The 16,205-nt window shown below is 38.6% G+C and carries 14 protein-coding genes and 1 tRNA gene; 8 read left to right on the forward strand and 7 right to left on the reverse strand.

What is annotated here, in order from left to right; genetic code table 11:
- Positions 1-7: 7 nt before the first annotated feature.
- The gene (locus tag GVK91_RS11995) at positions 8-1,216 is read right to left on the reverse strand and encodes a DUF1343 domain-containing protein (protein ID WP_317164625.1); all 1,209 of its coding nucleotides are present in this window, start codon (positions 1,214-1,216) and stop codon (positions 8-10) included.
- A 231-nt stretch (positions 1,217-1,447) separates the two neighbouring features.
- Here GVK91_RS11995 and GVK91_RS12000 point away from each other — a divergent pair, with 231 nt between their 5' ends.
- Together GVK91_RS12000 and GVK91_RS12005 are read left to right on the forward strand one after the other, a co-directional pair.
- Positions 1,448-2,314: an AraC family transcriptional regulator gene (locus GVK91_RS12000; RefSeq protein ID WP_182332881.1), complete on the forward strand. Its 867-nt coding sequence runs from the start codon at positions 1,448-1,450 to the stop codon at positions 2,312-2,314.
- Between the two features lie 176 nt (positions 2,315-2,490).
- On the forward strand, positions 2,491-4,011 hold the full coding sequence (locus tag GVK91_RS12005) for an acyl-CoA dehydrogenase family protein (RefSeq protein ID WP_159728986.1): 1,521 nt from the start codon (positions 2,491-2,493) through the stop codon (positions 4,009-4,011).
- An 82-nt stretch (positions 4,012-4,093) separates the two neighbouring features.
- Here the strand turns inward: GVK91_RS12005 and GVK91_RS12010 are convergent, their stop codons facing one another.
- Positions 4,094-6,034: an AAA domain-containing protein gene (locus GVK91_RS12010; RefSeq protein ID WP_235032906.1), complete on the reverse strand. Its 1,941-nt coding sequence runs from the start codon at positions 6,032-6,034 to the stop codon at positions 4,094-4,096.
- A gap of 187 nt (positions 6,035-6,221) precedes the next feature.
- On the opposite strand from GVK91_RS12010, the gene GVK91_RS12015 reads away from it, so the two are divergent.
- From GVK91_RS12015 to GVK91_RS12025, 3 genes are all read left to right on the forward strand, one after another.
- Positions 6,222-6,560: a cupin domain-containing protein gene (locus GVK91_RS12015; protein ID WP_159728988.1), complete on the forward strand. Its 339-nt coding sequence runs from the start codon at positions 6,222-6,224 to the stop codon at positions 6,558-6,560.
- 73 nt (positions 6,561-6,633) lie between these two features.
- On the forward strand, positions 6,634-7,386 hold the full coding sequence (gene bla, locus GVK91_RS12020) for a BlaB/IND/MUS family subclass B1 metallo-beta-lactamase (RefSeq protein WP_200845604.1): 753 nt from the start codon (positions 6,634-6,636) through the stop codon (positions 7,384-7,386).
- 233 nt (positions 7,387-7,619) lie between these two features.
- Positions 7,620-7,693: transfer RNA gene (locus GVK91_RS12025), tRNA-Ala, on the forward strand.
- A gap of 73 nt (positions 7,694-7,766) precedes the next feature.
- Here GVK91_RS12025 and GVK91_RS12030 read toward each other — a convergent pair.
- Complete coding sequence (locus GVK91_RS12030) at positions 7,767-8,195, reverse strand: nuclear transport factor 2 family protein (RefSeq protein WP_083663549.1); 429 nt, start codon at positions 8,193-8,195, stop codon at positions 7,767-7,769.
- A 342-nt stretch (positions 8,196-8,537) separates the two neighbouring features.
- On the opposite strand from GVK91_RS12030, the gene GVK91_RS12035 reads away from it, so the two are divergent.
- Positions 8,538-9,740: a hypothetical protein gene (locus tag GVK91_RS12035; RefSeq protein WP_228280351.1), complete on the forward strand. Its 1,203-nt coding sequence runs from the start codon at positions 8,538-8,540 to the stop codon at positions 9,738-9,740.
- A gap of 3 nt (positions 9,741-9,743) precedes the next feature.
- Here GVK91_RS12035 and GVK91_RS12040 read toward each other — a convergent pair whose 3' ends face one another.
- Positions 9,744-10,868, reverse strand: a complete 1,125-nt coding sequence (locus GVK91_RS12040; protein ID WP_159728990.1) for a peptidoglycan bridge formation glycyltransferase FemA/FemB family protein — start codon at positions 10,866-10,868, stop codon at positions 9,744-9,746.
- Between the two features lie 260 nt (positions 10,869-11,128).
- Here GVK91_RS12040 and GVK91_RS12045 point away from each other — a divergent pair, with 260 nt between their 5' ends.
- The gene (locus tag GVK91_RS12045; protein ID WP_159728992.1) at positions 11,129-12,790 is read left to right on the forward strand and encodes a DNA polymerase/3'-5' exonuclease PolX; all 1,662 of its coding nucleotides are present in this window, start codon (positions 11,129-11,131) and stop codon (positions 12,788-12,790) included.
- Positions 12,791-12,793: 3 nt separating this feature from the next.
- The gene (gene ybaK, locus GVK91_RS12050; protein ID WP_159728994.1) at positions 12,794-13,270 is read left to right on the forward strand and encodes a Cys-tRNA(Pro) deacylase; all 477 of its coding nucleotides are present in this window, start codon (positions 12,794-12,796) and stop codon (positions 13,268-13,270) included.
- Between the two features lies 1 nt (position 13,271).
- On the opposite strand, the gene GVK91_RS12055 is transcribed toward ybaK, so the two are convergent.
- The 3 genes from GVK91_RS12055 to GVK91_RS12065 all read right to left on the reverse strand — a co-directional run bounded on the left by GVK91_RS12055 (position 13,272) and on the right by GVK91_RS12065 (position 16,202).
- Positions 13,272-14,039 (reverse strand): methyltransferase domain-containing protein, encoded by a 768-nt coding sequence (locus GVK91_RS12055; RefSeq protein ID WP_159728996.1) that lies wholly within the window; start codon positions 14,037-14,039, stop codon positions 13,272-13,274.
- A 42-nt stretch (positions 14,040-14,081) separates the two neighbouring features.
- The gene (locus tag GVK91_RS12060; RefSeq protein ID WP_159728998.1) at positions 14,082-15,065 is read right to left on the reverse strand and encodes a lipoate--protein ligase; all 984 of its coding nucleotides are present in this window, start codon (positions 15,063-15,065) and stop codon (positions 14,082-14,084) included.
- A gap of 132 nt (positions 15,066-15,197) precedes the next feature.
- Positions 15,198-16,202 (reverse strand): glutathione synthase, encoded by a 1,005-nt coding sequence (locus tag GVK91_RS12065; protein ID WP_159729000.1) that lies wholly within the window; start codon positions 16,200-16,202, stop codon positions 15,198-15,200.
- Positions 16,203-16,205 lie beyond the last annotated feature (3 nt).

Consider the following 16,205-nt stretch of genomic DNA (forward strand, 5'->3'; position numbering starts at 1 on the left):
GGTTATATTATTGATAGATAAGGTATTTTTCCCTAGTCTTTCTATAATGACTTATGCCCGGCTCCCAGCTTTTTCGGATTTCTTCTTCCGAAACACCGGCTTCGATTTGCTTGCGAAATAAATCTACGCCCACGAGCTTTTCGATACTTCCAATCTGTTTCGAAAATGATTGATCAAAAAACTTGTCTTTTTCCGGAGAATTCCGATAAAGCGCTATCATCCAGGATAGGTTTATTTTTTTGCTATCTACAAGCTGCTGCAGATCATATTTACGCAGGTCTATTCCATAACATTCTTCATTCATAAACAGTGGCGATTCACTCATCCCTTTTTTACTGACGGGGACAAATGAGAAGTCATATATACCTTTATAGATTGGGCTACCAATTACAACAAAGGGATAATCGGTGCCTCTGCCATGATTCACTTTCACACCTTCAAAGAGACAGGTACTGGGATATAATAGTATGCTTTGTTCCGTATTTAAATTGGGCGAAGGATTGACTGGTAACTTATAAAGCATACTATGATCATAATCTGCTACAGGAATAATCTTCAATTTACATTTCTTTTTAGTATCCATCCAACCTTCTCCATTGATCATCTGGGCGAATTCAGCTGTAGTCATCCCATGTGCAATAGGAACTGGGAATTGCCCGATACCCGACTTATGTTTTGTCTCCAAAATAGGACCATCAATTAGGTAGGCATTGGGATTGGGCCGGTCTAAGATCAAGAGCTCCTTATCATTTTCTGCGCAGGCTTCCATAATATCCCGAAGGGCATTAATGTTGGTATAAAATCTCACCCCCATATCCTGCACATCATAAATAAACAGATCGATATCTTTTAGATCCTTCGCTGTTGGCTTTTTCTTATTCCCATATAAAGAGACAATAGGAATTTTAGTTGTCGGATCGATTTCGTCCCCCACTTTAGTTCCATTACTTGCATTGCCTCGAAATCCGTGCTCAGGCCCAAAGATTCTCACAATCTGAACCCCGCGTGCAAGTAGACTATCAACAAGGTGTCTCCCTTTAATAACCGTAGATGGATTGCCCAATATTGCAATGCGTTTATTCATTAAATAAGGAAGATAACGCTCGGTCTGCTCGGCTCCAGTTTGTATACGATCATTACAATAATTCAACGAGATCTGTGCTGTTGCATTTCTGAACAGGAATAGAGTCAATATAAAAATGAGCACTGGTTTCATATTCATTTGGTTTATAATATTAAAATATAGCCCCTGAGCATCAGGCTATTTATCCGATTGCAAAAACTAAACTAAGGATAAAGCTTTATTTTAGCAAATCATTTGTTAAAATTGATAAACAAGTTTTATCCAGCTACCTTTGGAGTATTATTGGGAGCATGATTTACACATGAAACAATAGATGACATTCAGAAGCTGTGGCATACTAAATTTTTATAATAATAATTGATAATGGAAAAGCAGGTAAATGCGGGTGAATTTGTAGATCGTTTTATGACAGGTAGTTTGGAGCATCTTCGCTACCAGCAATCGCCGATCAAGATATTTCAGCTCAGTGAAATCGCTCCTTACATTAAATTCCCTACCCCACCTATTTTCTTGGGCTATAACCTCCTCGTTCATATAACTGAAGGTTATTTTAAACATCAAATTGGAGCTAAGGAATACGTTGTAACAGCTCCGGCAATTCTTATCAGCAATTACGGCAATATCTCAACAATAAAGTCGGTCGATAAATCCGCGAAAGGACATTGCGTTTTGATCAACGACAATGCAATGACTTCCATATTCAGGGAACAGGAGATTTTGAATATCTTTAATATCTCGCCCTTACTGAACTTAACTGCGCGAGACAGCAGCGATCTTCAAGAGCTTTTTAGATTGCTTTATAATGAACTGCTTTCGGAATTACCTTATCGAGAACTATTTGAAAATTTATTAAAATCGGCAATTCTAAAAATCATCAAGCTATCTTCATCCAACCTAGCCCTCAATCGGAGACAGGAAATTGCTATGATGTTCAAACAGCTTGTGCACAAAAACTTCAAAAAGCAAAAAAATATTTCATTCTACGCGGATAAACTCGCAGTATCTACAAACTACCTTAATCGATGCGTATTTTCTGTATTCAAGAAATCGTCGAAGGAACTCATTCTTGAAGTGCTGATTATGCACAGTCAATTTCTATTGTTTGAATCCACTAAAAGCATTGCAGATATCTGTTATGAATTGGATTTTTCTGATCCTTCTTATTTCTCACGGCTTTTCAAAAAAATAGTTGGCGTTTCTCCTACTTCTTATCGAAACAGAGCAACTTAGGTTTTCAATATGCACGATTTGTCCTATCTTTTATACTGAAGTACACAAGAGAATCAAATTGATTGCAGTTATTTTTGTGTAAGTGATTGAAGCAAAAAGAGAATTTCAGTTCGGTAGTACACTTTATTCTCGATGTTTCAAATAAATTGTTCCATCATTTAATTACATATTTAAAGATGCTTAAGGTTTCAGAACACAACAATATAACCCAAGATTTCGATTTGTTTATTGCGGATTTTAAAACTAGGCTATCAAGCTTATTTAATAAAGAGTATGATTACAACTCGCTCAGTTTAACGCGAGGGCTACCGCCTGAGTTTTTAGCAGAGATCATGAAAATGCAACCCTTGTCGGTTGCTATTCCAGAACACCACGGTGGTCGGGGCCTTCATGTAAAAGAATGCTTGGGTGTACTGGCAGCAGCTTCTTATGAATCACTATCTTTATCGCTAATCTTCGGGATTAATATTGCGCTATTTTTGGAACCTTTTGCCAAATACGGCGACACCTTACTTCAAGAGAAGGTATTCCCTCAATTTTTGGAAAACCAAGCTATGGGGGGACTAATGATTACCGAACAAGCTTACGGCAGCGACGCACTCAATATGCGAACATCTTACGAACAAAAGGACGATAAGTACTATATAAAAGGTGAAAAACACTGGCAAGGTCTTACTGGAGCTGCAGACTTTTGGCTCGTGACAGCACGCAAGAAAAATGAAAGCGGAGAACTGGTGCGGGATATAGATTTCTTTGTCACAGAGAACGCCGTCGAAGAACAAAAGATTGTTGTTACAAAGAAATACAATAGCCTTGGTCTCTATGCGATTCCTTATGGTGTGAACGACATCGACATCAATGTTCCCACGGACCACAAACTAAATCCGGAAAGTACAGGAATTAAATTGATGTTAGACACCCTCCATCGCAGTAGATTACAATTCCCTGGAATGGGCATGGGTTTTATAAAACGTATGTTGGATGAGGCCATGAAGCATTGTTCCGAACGTCGTGTATCGGGTATTAGTTTAAATGAATTAGACGCTGTTAAATTTCAGTTGTCGCGCATACAGGCTGCATTTACATTATGTTCTGCAATGTGTTCATACAGTGTCTCGATCAGTTCTATCCATAATGACCTTTCAGCCTATGGTGTAGATGCCAATAGTGTGAAAGCATTTGTGACAGACTTAATGCATGAAGCCGCGCAAATATGTGTGCAATTATCCGGTGCAAATGGTTACAGGTTAGACCATGTTGCCGGTCGTGGCCTCATAGACAGTAGACCTTTTCAAATCTTTGAGGGGTCAAATGAAATGCTTTATTCTCAAGTTGCTGAAGCGATCGGTAAACTTATGCGCAAAACCAAAGAAAGCAACTTATTGTCTTTCTTAAAAAAATATAGCTCAACTGAATTTGCAGCACCATTTTTCTCATCAATCTTGAATTTTGACTTTCCGCTACAGCCGAAACAGCGCGAACTGGTTACACTTGGAAAGATAATCGCCCGCGTCATTTGTTTTCAGTATGTTTTACAAATTAACAACGCCGGGTTCAATGATAAGATGACAGAAATAACACGTCAACACGTGAGCATGGATATTTATATGTTGGTAGGCCAATTATCGAATAATAATAATGCCGAACCACTTATGAACTACGACGAAAACACAGATTGGATGAAATTCACTTCTTAATAAGGAGAGATTACAGGAATCAATCTAGTCAGTAAGTTTCAATAAAAGCAAGATGCCACTTCCTATGAAGTGGCATCTCGCGTTATATTGCTGAAATATCCCATTCCCACACACTATGATAGTGCCCTATCGACTCGGTATAGGCTATAAATTCTCGGTAAAACGGATGTGAACCTATTGTAGCACTATCTCCAATAACAAGCAGTTTCTTCTTAGCCCTCGTCATTGCCACATTCATCCGGCGAACATCAGACAAAAAACCAATCTGCTGTTCGGCGTTACTTCTTGTCAAACTGATATAAATAACATCCTTCTCCTGTCCTTGAAAACTGTCTATTGTCTGTATTTTAATCAAGTCATTAAAAGGTCGTAGCGCGTCTTCCCCATCCAATACCTCCTTCAATAAAGTGGCCTGCTTTCGATAAGGTGCGATCACCCCGATGCTCAGGCTTTCATTTAGGCTCAAGGAAGCTTTCCAAGCCCCAATATGGTCGTTCAGATGGGCTTTAATAAAATGAGCTTCTCCTAGATTGAAAATTGCGCCGTCACTTTCTGTTTCTTCAAACCCCGCTCCCGCTGTATCGATAAATAAGACCGGCTCGGTATCCACTGCTAAGCTCCACTGTGCCACTGTACTATCTGCTCTCAACAAACCATTATACAAGGCTGCGGACGGGTATTCCATAATTTGTTCATTCATGCGATACTGCACATCTAACAAAGAAACTAATTGCGGATTATGGTCCACCAATTTTTCGAATAATGTATGACTCAGACCATGGTTAGATACCCTACTAGATTTTACTGTTGGAGGTAATTGATTGTGATCACCGGCCAAAATAAGCCGATGTGCCTTTAATATCGGTATCCAGCAAGCAGGCTCCAATGCTTGTGCGGCCTCATCAATAATGACTGTTTCATAGCTGCGATTGCGAATAACCTCATGATTCGATCCAACCAAAGTTGCAGTGATTACCTGGGATTTATCCAAAACATCTGCACTGATAAAATCCTGAATCTTATCGACATCTTTTCTGATTCGATGGGCTTCATCAAACAATGCTTTTCTTTGCTCCCGCTCAGCCTTTCCAAAATTACGCTTATATTTTTGAGCCATCTCTGTATACGTCCGCACTTGCTTTTGAAGTGTTTTAATATCCTTATTTGCGGGATGTCGATCAATCTTTGCATCGAGTGTCAATTCTTGAAGATGTTCCGAAACCTTAACGGGGTTTCCTATTCTTGTTACTGCAACTCCAGCAGCGTCTAAACGTTCGGTTAACAGATCAACGGCCGTATTGCTCGGCGCAACAACCAATACTTGCTTGTTGTATTGTTTTAGCAATGCCCTCACGGCCTGAACCAATGTTGTTGTTTTCCCTGTCCCCGGCGGCCCATGCAAAAGAGCCACAGTACTTGCTTCCAATAGCTGTTGGATCGCTTTATTTTGCCCCGTATTTAAACTGGGATGCTCATAGAATTTTCCAATAGATTCAGTTGGAATCACCTCTTCACCGATTAATCTTCTCACAAAACTACCTTGCTTTGCATCACGGCTCAATTCCTTTCCTTTCTCCAATGCATTGAACATCTCCCGATAGGAATACTCATCAAATAACAAATCAACACCAAGCTTCCCTCTTCTGCTCCATTCTGGAAGTTCATCGACACGAAATGAAATTCGCATCCCGTCCCTATTGATCGCAGATATGATGCCCTCTATTCGATCTCGGTCGGGATCGTGATTTGAGAACAGGCAAACTGGCATACCAAAGCGAAACTTATGTTCGACCTCATAATGATTTGTTCGATTTAAATTAACGGACAAATAGTCTCCTCTTCCAAGCTCCGTATCTGTTATCTGAATCGGAAACCAGGTGACACCTTGCATTCTTCGTTCATTCAAACTACTTTTCAACAACAAATTTTCATGTTGTAATCGATCAAATTGCTGCTCTTCTTGTAATAAAGTAATAAGCTCGTCGAAATAATTCATCGTGTAATATACATATTGCTCAGGCACAAAATAACTGTTTTTTCACTTATTTGAGTCTTTTGGTTTTTAATTCGCCACATCTTTTATCAAATTTTGCAAAGCAAGTTGATATTCTACAAAAGAAGCAATGGATCTAGCCGTAAATTCATATTTATTTGCTATAATTGAAAAACAGAGCATTTTTCAATCGAAACATCCATAAATCAATAATTAGATGAGCGAAATATTCTTACACGACAGCGAGCAGCAATGGACAGACCTCGGCGAAGGCGTTATGCGAAAAATACTCGTTTTTAATGATGAACTCATGCTCATGAAAGTTCGTTTTAAAAAAGGAGCCATCGGTGCCCTTCATCAACACCCCCACACACAGATTTCTTATGTTAGTGCAGGAAAATTCCGATACCATATTAATGGTGTCGACAGCATCCTAACTGCAGGCGACTCTTGTATCATTGATTCACAATTGATTCATGGATGTGAATGTCTTGAAGAAGGAGAACTGATCGATTCGTTCACTCCTTATCGCGAAGACTTTGTTCAGTCTACCTAAAAAATGTATTAATAAGGTCTTGAAAAAATAATAATCATTTTGTTCTAACGTTAATGCTATAACATTCAAAAATATGATCTCACTTTTTTCACCCTATATTCGCACAAAACTCGTTGGTTTGTGCATGAGCATTGGTTTACTCGGTCTTTCTCCATCTCTACAAGCGCAAGAAAAACCTCTTTTAATAGAGAAGATAAATCCGCAACTGTATCTTTACACGACCTTTAATACATTTGGAGGCACCAAATATGCTGCTAATGCTGTATATCTAATTACGAAAAAAGGCATTATCCTCTTTGATACACCATGGGATTCCACACAATATCAACCCTTATTGGACAGTATCAAACAAAAACATAATTTACCCGTCATTGCCGTTTACGCGACACACTGGCACGAAGACCGGGCAGGTGGCTTTGCTTATTACAACCGCATTGGAATTCCAACCTATGCAACAAAAATGACGAACGACCTGCTAAAGGCAAATCACAAAGCCCAGGCCACTCATCTTGTTTCCACCAATAAAACCTACAGCGTCGGCGGACAGTCTTTTGTTTTGAACTTTTTTGGTGCCGGACACTCCATGGACAATGTTGTTGTCTGGTTTCCCGAATATAAGATCCTAGATGGTGGTTGTTTTATAAAAAGCTCCGAAGCCCAAGATCTAGGATTTACGGCAGATGGGGATATAAAATCCTGGAAGCCATCCCTAGCGAGGTTATTGGCAAAATATCCTAAAATTAACATGGTTATTCCTGGCCATGATGCCTGGAAAGATAAAGGTCAGATAAAGCGAACCGAAGCTCTTCTTACAGAAAAACAATAATACATCTGGATGAGCGTAAGTAGGTAGGTCTTAAGATATCTTCGTTAAACGTACTTGTTTTTCAATAGGATTGAAATATCTTGAAACAGACAAACATACAGATCCTTGATTCTAAAGTATTTACACCATAAAAAAAAGCGACTAAATAACATGCGTAGAAAAATATGTAGAAAAATAAAAAAGAGGCTTTGTTTATCCAAAAAAGTACTATCTTAGCGACACCAAATAAAGCTGGGGCATTAGCTCATTTGGCTAGAGCGCTTCGCTGGCAGTGAAGAGGTGATCAGTTCGAATCTGATATGCTCCACAAAAAAAGGGTACTTACTCTATTCTAAATACCCTTTTCTTATTTTTAATCGACCAGTTTTGACGGCAAATTCTTATTTATAAGAGTTTACAGATTTAGAAATTTTCCAGGTTCCGTTTTCTTTAACAAGTGTGATCAGATCTGTTTTCGCAAAACCATCAAATTGCATCGTAACTTTCGCTATTGCATAATCAGGTAATTCTTCAACGATCTGTGTTGTTGTTCTGCAGTTCATCTTGATTCCTTTTTGTTTTTTCAAAAATTCAATCATCTCATGACGGCTATGTTTCAAATCTTGTTTACCGCAAATTTTTTGGTCAAAATCAGCTGTAAAAAGCTTGTCCAAATTAGCTACTTGACCTTCGGTCATTGCACCAACGTATTCATCGATGGCTAAATCAGCAGTAATTAAATTGCGTTCTTCTGGCTTAACTGAAGCCATTGAGCAAGTAGAGATTGCAATCATTGCCGCTGCTACAAATGTTTTTACTAAAGTTTTCATATCTTTTTCAATTTTATAATGTATTAGTATATTTTCTTATTTTATTGTCGCTTACTATATAAATTTGTTGCGTACTTTTTTTATTTATTTTCTGATTCAAAGTTAAGACAACTCATATATTGATTTCATTACATTTAGATTAACATTACATTAAAATCGGTAAATGATATTTTTTTCTAGGCGAATGAAATTTCCAATCAATTCTCTTTATAGCCAAAACGTGACAGAATGAATAAATTATTGGTTTGAATATTGTTATTCTGTCTATTTCCTGCTAGATTGCATTCTTTCATGACACACTACGATAGCGCATACCTTTTTTATATTAAATGGTCTATTTTGATGGTTCTACTTGTACTTGCCGATACTGCATATGCACAACGTCCCGTCAATGAAATAGAAACCACCAAACATCTCGCTGATACAAGTAAACAACGGGACCTGATTGATATTGGAAAAGAAATATTAAATATCAAGCCACCCCAAACTGTCGATAGTACAGGAAAGAAAATCTATTTTTCCTTTTTACCCTTTTCGACAAATGTTCCTGGAGGAGGGCATGCTTTAATTACAAGTACAACCGCAGGATTTTATTTAGGAGATCGTTCCGATACCTATATGTCCAAAATGACATTTACTCCCTACACAAATTTTGGCAAACGATTTGGTCTGCCAATCCGTTCTTACATTTGGTTAAAAGAGAATGCATGGGTGATTGATGGCGATATCCGCCTACTAAAATACCCGCACGAAACTTGGGGAATTGGCAAAGAGCATCATGGCGACCAGCAGATTAATTTAGATTACACCTACTTTCGTTTATACCAACATGCATTAAAAAGAATTCATGGGGGCCTTTTTATGGGAATTGGTTATGACCTGGATTATAGAATGAATATTAAGTCTACGAGCAATACCAAGCTCGAAGACTACACTTCCTACCCTTATGGAACAGATTTAAAAGACAATACCATGTCTTCAGGAGTCAGCTTCAATTTAATTTACGATACACGCGCCAATTCGATCAATACTTGGTCGGGTAACTATGCCAATTTACAGTTCCGTGTAAATCCGACATTTTTAGGAAGTGATCAGAATTGGAAATCGCTATTTCTTGAAGTTAGACGATACCATAGGCTTACCCAAGACCGAAACCGCCAAAATATGATTGCCATAAGAAGTTTCTTCTGGACCGTATTTAATAGTAAAGCGCCCTATCTTGATCTTCCTAATTTAGGATGGGATCCATACAATAGTTCGGGAAGAGGCTTTCCAGTCAGCCGTTTTCGTGGCAAATCACTTTACTATTTAGAAACGGAATATCGTCGTGATATCACCCAAAATGGCTTATTTGGATTTGTTGCATTTATGAACTTTACGACATTAAACGGGCCAAAGAATTCCATGTTCGAAGACTGGAACGTCGGCACTGGTGCTGGTGCACGAATTAAGTTTAACAAAAACTCGGGCACCAACATTGGAATCGACTATGGTATCAGTAAGAATCACCGCGGCGTTAGACTCACCTTGGGTGAGGTCTTCTAATTTCTAACTCAAATGATAGCTCTGGTTTTTAAACTCCATTGAAGCATAGTACTGATATTTCCTATTGTCCAAGGGATAATCCCAACAGCCCATACGGTGGTAGATTTCACCACCAAATCCTGTTTTGAAACGATAAAGTCCATATAAAGGGTGTGAAGGATCTGCGTGTGGCGATACTCCAAAGAAATCATATTCTGTACAACCTTTTTCTTTCGCAAGCTGCATCGCACGCCATTGCAAAGCGTATGTCGCCATATAATTACGATTTTCGGAAGCAGAAGCTCCGTATAGATAAGTCCCCCGATTTGCCGCAATTACCAAAAACATAGCGGCCAAAGGCTTGCTATCCACTTCGGCTACTAAAAGATATACATCTGCGGGAGATAATGTATCACTTGCCCTTGCAGAAAGAACGATCTTAAAATAGCTTATATCATGTAAGAAAAAGTTGTTTCGAAGAGCTGTCTGCCGATAAAGCTCATACCAAATCTCCAAACTTTCAAGTCCCAGCGAATGCACACGTACTCCTTTTCGCTCTGCTAAATTAATATTATATCGAGTCTTAGATTTCATATTTCCAAGCAACATATCCTCACCCTTTCTAAGATCCATAAAAATAGTATTGGAAGGCAGTATATCTGTATTGGCTTTATGAAAGTTCCAGTTTTCTGTATTAAAATTAAAGCGCATTTCCTGAATACGTTTCTCCGGCACCCCTAGCCAATTGCCATGAAGGTCATAACAATCATCCTCTTTAGCCCAATGTGATTCCCAAGATAGATCATAGCGTATCATTATACAATTTGGTGGCAGATGGGAACGTAAACTCTCCGATAACTGTTCTAAAAAATAGCCCTGGTTTTCATCTGAAGGTTCAATCTCAGGTCCATAAGGTACATAGGCAATGCTATGTTCCTGATCTATGGCTTGTATGATAATTAATAGATCGCCGATAAAATAGGTATCGTCGTCGATCCCAACATACAGATCGGATTGTTTGGATTTAAAATTAAATGCCTTGGATTGTATACCTTGCATTTTTTTTACTGCAGACCAATAAGCAGTTTGTTGAATAATACCTGTTTTATAAAGCCCACTGATTTCTTTGTCACTAATGTCTGCTATCATGATATTTTACTATTTAATAGGGTTGTTTTTATAAGATATGCACAAAATAACCACAATTTTAACACCCAAAAACGGCAAACATAGCCAAAATGTTTGGTTAAGCGCATATGCATTTGTCACTTTGTTGTTAATTTCAAGAAATAGAGAAAAACAGGCATTTAAAGTAGCTTTTTTACATTATTTAACGCTATAATATCCGTATTTGAATTGTTATTTTGACCTAAAATTTAAGATATTTGTAGCTTAACAATTCAAATACGATGGACAATAAAGCGATCTCAAAAATTTTCAAATTATGTAGCCAATTGATGGAGCTTCACAACGAAAATCCTTTTCGAACAAAATCCATTGCAAGTGCCTCTTTTAAGTTGGACAAGCTACCTTTCCGTATTGACGAGGCTAGTCTTGAAGATTTGAGTGCACAGCCTGGAATAGGAAAAAGCACGGCTGAAAAAGCCAAAGAAGTCGCTGCTACAGGAACTTTCAAAGAGCTTGAGGAGCTTATTGAAAACACACCAGCCGGTATTATTGAAATGTTAAATATTAAGGGCCTTGGCCCTAAAAAGATTCAAATTATCTGGAAAGAACTCGAGATTGAAAGTGTCGGCGAATTACTTTACGCCTGTAATGAAAACCGTCTCGTAGAAGCAAAAGGGTTTGGTCTTAAAACGCAGGAAGACATCAAAAAATCCATTGAGTTTTCTATTTCCAACAAAGGATGGTTTTTATATGCGAAAGTGCTTCCGCTGGCAGAAAAATTTTTCAACGAATTGAAATTGCATTTCCCTTCTTCCCTGCTGTCATATACAGGAGATTTCAGAAGAAAATGCGAGGTTTTGAGCACCGTAGATCTTTTAATATCGGAAAGTATAGACAACGTCGAAAAATTCCTTGATGGACTTACTTTAGTGGAAAAAACAGAAAACTCCATAGAACTGACCGATGAATTGGGGTTTACTTTCAAAGTCTTCAGTAGCAATATCAATGATTTTTATCGCGACCTGATTCTTAGTACCGGATCCACTGCACATCTCGATCTCCTATTTAATATTCTACCAGATCTCCCTTCACTTTCCAGTGAAGAGGCCATTTACCGTAACTTGGGTTTAGATTATATTGAACCCGAATTACGAGAGGGGTTAGATGAAATAGTGCAGGCTCAAACGCATTCACTGCCAAAGCTGATTCAATACAAAGATCTCAGGGGAACACTCCACAATCACTCCACCTATAGTGACGGCGTACATAGCCTCGAGCAAATGGCATTACATTGTAAAGATGTCCTGGGGCTAGAATATTTGGGTATATGCGATCACTCGCGAACTGCAGTCTATGCCAACGGCCTCTCCATTGAGCGGTTGGAACAACAATGGAATGAGATTGCTACATTAAACGAAAAATTGGCTCCATTCAAAATTTTCAGGGGAATTGAATCCGATATTCTAGGTGACGGTTCATTAGACTATCCCGATGAGGTATTGGCTAAGTTTGACTTCGTTGTCGCCTCCGTCCACTCCAATCTGAAAATGGACGAAGACAAAGCCACAACAAGACTAATCAAAGCGATCGAAAATCCGTATACAACAATCTTAGGCCATCCAACAGGAAGACTATTATTAAGCAGAGCCGGATATCCGTTAGATTTTAAACGGGTAATCGATGCTTGTGCGGCAAATGGCGTTGTCATTGAGATAAATGCCAATCCTTTACGATTAGATCTGGATTGGAGATGGCACCGTTATGCAGTAGAGAAAGGAGTTTTACTTTCCATCAATCCCGATGCCCATCGTACAGAGGGATTGCACGATATGCAATATGGTGTATTGGTGGCTCAAAAGGGTGGTCTGCAAGCAAGCAACTGTTTGAATGCATACGCGCTAGATGCCATAACGACCTATTTTAATAAGAAAAAACAAGGCTAGGGTATGTCGAGTAAAACAAATGCTGTTCGGCTGTTGGACACGGCAAAAATAACGTATGAACTCAGAGCATATGAGGTAGACGAACAGGACGTCAGTGCTGAGCATGTCGCCCAAACCCTAGGTCTGTCACCCGAGAGACTTTATAAGACCTTGGTCTTAAAAGGCAACAAAGATCCTTATATTGTTGCCGTAGTTCCTGGAAATGCACAGCTCGACCTTAAAAAAATAGCGAAGGCCTCTGGGAATAAAAACTGTGAAATGCTCCCGATGAAAGACCTTTTAACGGTGACCGGCTATATTCGTGGTGGCTGTTCACCTATTGGCATGAAAAAACAGTTCCCAACCTTTATTGAAGAGGCCGCACAATTGGAGACAGCGATTTCGGTAAGCGCGGGAAAAAGGGGGCTTCAGATTATTTTAGCCCCAACAGACCTAGCGACGATTACAGCTGCCCATTGGTCCGATCTGATCGATATGTGAATTACCTTTTACGCCCATATAATAAAATGCGCTTGAAAGAATAGATCGCTGGAAATTTAGTAAAATGTTTTTTGATGCGTGTTTTAAATTCAGTTACAAACACAGACTTCTTATCTTCCTCCAATTGTTCCATGTAAGGAATCAAAGCAGACCCAGCAATAAAATTGTAAAGCATGTCTGCATCAGCAGCAATGAGTGGATATACACGAAGAGAAAGGTTTAATTGATCCAGGCCATTATCAAATAACAATTGCGCATAAGTATCAATATCCAATACCGAAGAAGGCCTATTCCAGCCCCTTAAATAGGATCGATAGGGTTCTTCCGTCGCCAATTCAAATAAAATTTTATTTAGTATATTTTCGGGCTGATAAGGCATTTGTATCGCCAATTGCCCGCCAACATTAAGCTTAGAAATAAGCTGAGGAAAAAGAACCTGATGATCTTCCAGCCATTGTAAAGCAGCATTACTGAATATAAGATCCCAGGTTTTTGGCTCTGCAAGGAAGTTCTCAACGGAACTTTGCCTAAATTTTAGACGTTCCGTTTCCAACTTATGACTTTTAGAAAGCATTTCCGCAGAAGAATCTACCCCAAGAAAGGTCGCTTGAGAAAATTGTTCGCTTAAGATAGCTGTCTGTTCACCTGTACCGCAACCTAAATCGACTGCATGTTCCATTTTATCGGCAGTAATTAGTTCAGATAAATCATAAAACGGTTTAAAACGAATATCTTTAAATTGATTGTATATATCTGGATTCCAAGGCATATATTTATTAATTAACACCCATATCGGGCAATACTACATTTTCTATTTAAACAAGGTAAGAATTTCTGCGGGTTCAACTTTACCAAAATACGTCGTCAAATCAATTGATTTCAATAAGGTATCAATCTCTCCTACCTCATGCTTTTCACCAATCAATAAATTTTCAAGTTCATGAATTGATCGGGATGCAAAAAAATCACCGAAAATTTTAGCCCTTTCAATGTATCCTTTATGTACATCCAAATGCAACTCGATGAATCCCGCGGGGATCTTAATTGCTTTTTTAAAATTATAATTTGGCGAAAAACCGAAGTTCCAATCCCATGTTTCATACTTCTCTTCGACCAATTTTTCTATATTTTCAATATCCAAAGCGGTAAACTCAATCATTTTGGCCGCCGGATTCTCAAGTTTTATTTCTTCAATCAGCAATTCCTTAAAATCTTCAGTCGTAAAACCAGCAGGTAAATATTCAATTAAATTTGTGACACGTGCGCGATTCGATTTTACCGCCTTATCTACAAACTTCAATGGATTGACCTTTAAAGCATCACTTAATACCTGCATCTGCGAATCAATCAATATCGTACCATGTTGAATCATCTTCCCATTTTTTGCAAGCTTGGCATTTCCACTAAACTTCTTCCCATCTACTAGGAGGTCATTTCTTCCTTCTAATTTTGCAGGGATATCCAATTTGTTCAAAATATGTACAATCGGCTGGGTAAAGGTCGAAAAATCCATAAAATCATGATTTCCCAATAAGGTATGAAAAGAAAAATTTAAGTTTCCAGCATCATGATAAACAGCACCACCACCAGACATTCGTCGCACAACCTTAATCTGATGATCGTTGACATAATCAAGATTGATTTCGTCCAAGGTATTCTGAAATTTACCCACGATAATTGAAGGGTCATTTACATAGAGTAAAAAAATATCCTCTTCCGGAAATTTACCCAATAAATACTCCTCTGAAGCGATGTTAAAATAGGCGTTGCGGGATGGAGAATCGATAATCAGCATATTTTTCTTTTTTCAAAAATAACAAGAATTTAATTCCTGTAATTCATTTCAAATTCATAATTACCGCAAATCATTAGCTTAGCAATCCCGCAGCGATTTCAACAACATCAATTTTCATCGATACAACTGTCATCAACCTCGTTTTCTGAAAGCAACTTTCTCCGCTAATTTTTCAATAATAAGCGCCGAAAAATCCTCTTTTACAATTTCTTCCGTCTGGCATAATGCACCCGGACTAAATACGTTGATTTCCATAATACGATCTCCTACCACATCCAAACCAACAAAATACATTCCGTCTTGAACTAATTTATTCCGGATCTTATCGACCATAAGCAATAACTCCGGTGAAATAATGGCTGCTTGGGTCTTTGCACCTTGATGCACATTGCTCCGAATCTCGTCCCCTTGTTGCACGCGATGAACAGCAGCATATTTACCATTAATCAAAATAGGCTCTCCATTTAGTAAAAAGAATCTGATATCACCGCGGGCAGCTTCCGGAAGATATTCCTGGCCAATCACATAACCATCTCGGGCAATAGCTTCTACAGTTTGCTTGAGGTTTTGCTGATTATCCTTATTGATTAAAAATACGTTTTTACCGCCGGACCCCTTCAAGGGTTTCAAAATAATAAGTTTATTCTGTTGTTCAAAAAATTCAATGACATCGGCATAGTTTCGGGTTACAATTGTTTTAGGTCGAATAGATTCATCAAATCCCTCGAGATACAACTTATTACTAGCCCGACTAAGGCTATCGGGATCATTGATAACCAATACACCTTTTTCTTTTAGGAGAGCGGCAAATTGTAGGGCTGAAGCGGCAGCCCAAGGTCGGCTAACCATATCCAGAACTGGATCAAATCGTAGCCAAACCACATCCATATCTTCCAAAATCATCTTAGTTTTTTCTGTTGCGCGCAATACTTCCATGAGGCTATTGGTAGAGGTAAGCATCTGATCAGGGAGTACTTTTCGCACATGGGCGGCAATATGGGCCGACTCATAGTAGAAATCGGCCAAGCCAATATAATAAATTTCATGTCCCATTTGATGGGCTTTCAATGCCAAAACAGTCGTCGTGAAACGAGCAGTTTCTTTATGGGTTTGGTTGATCACGAATGCTATCTTCATATA

Origin of the sequence: Sphingobacterium sp. 18053, from assembly GCF_902706145.1 — a bacterium.
In the GTDB taxonomy this organism is placed as follows: Bacteria; Bacteroidota; Bacteroidia; order Sphingobacteriales; family Sphingobacteriaceae; genus Sphingobacterium; species Sphingobacterium paramultivorum.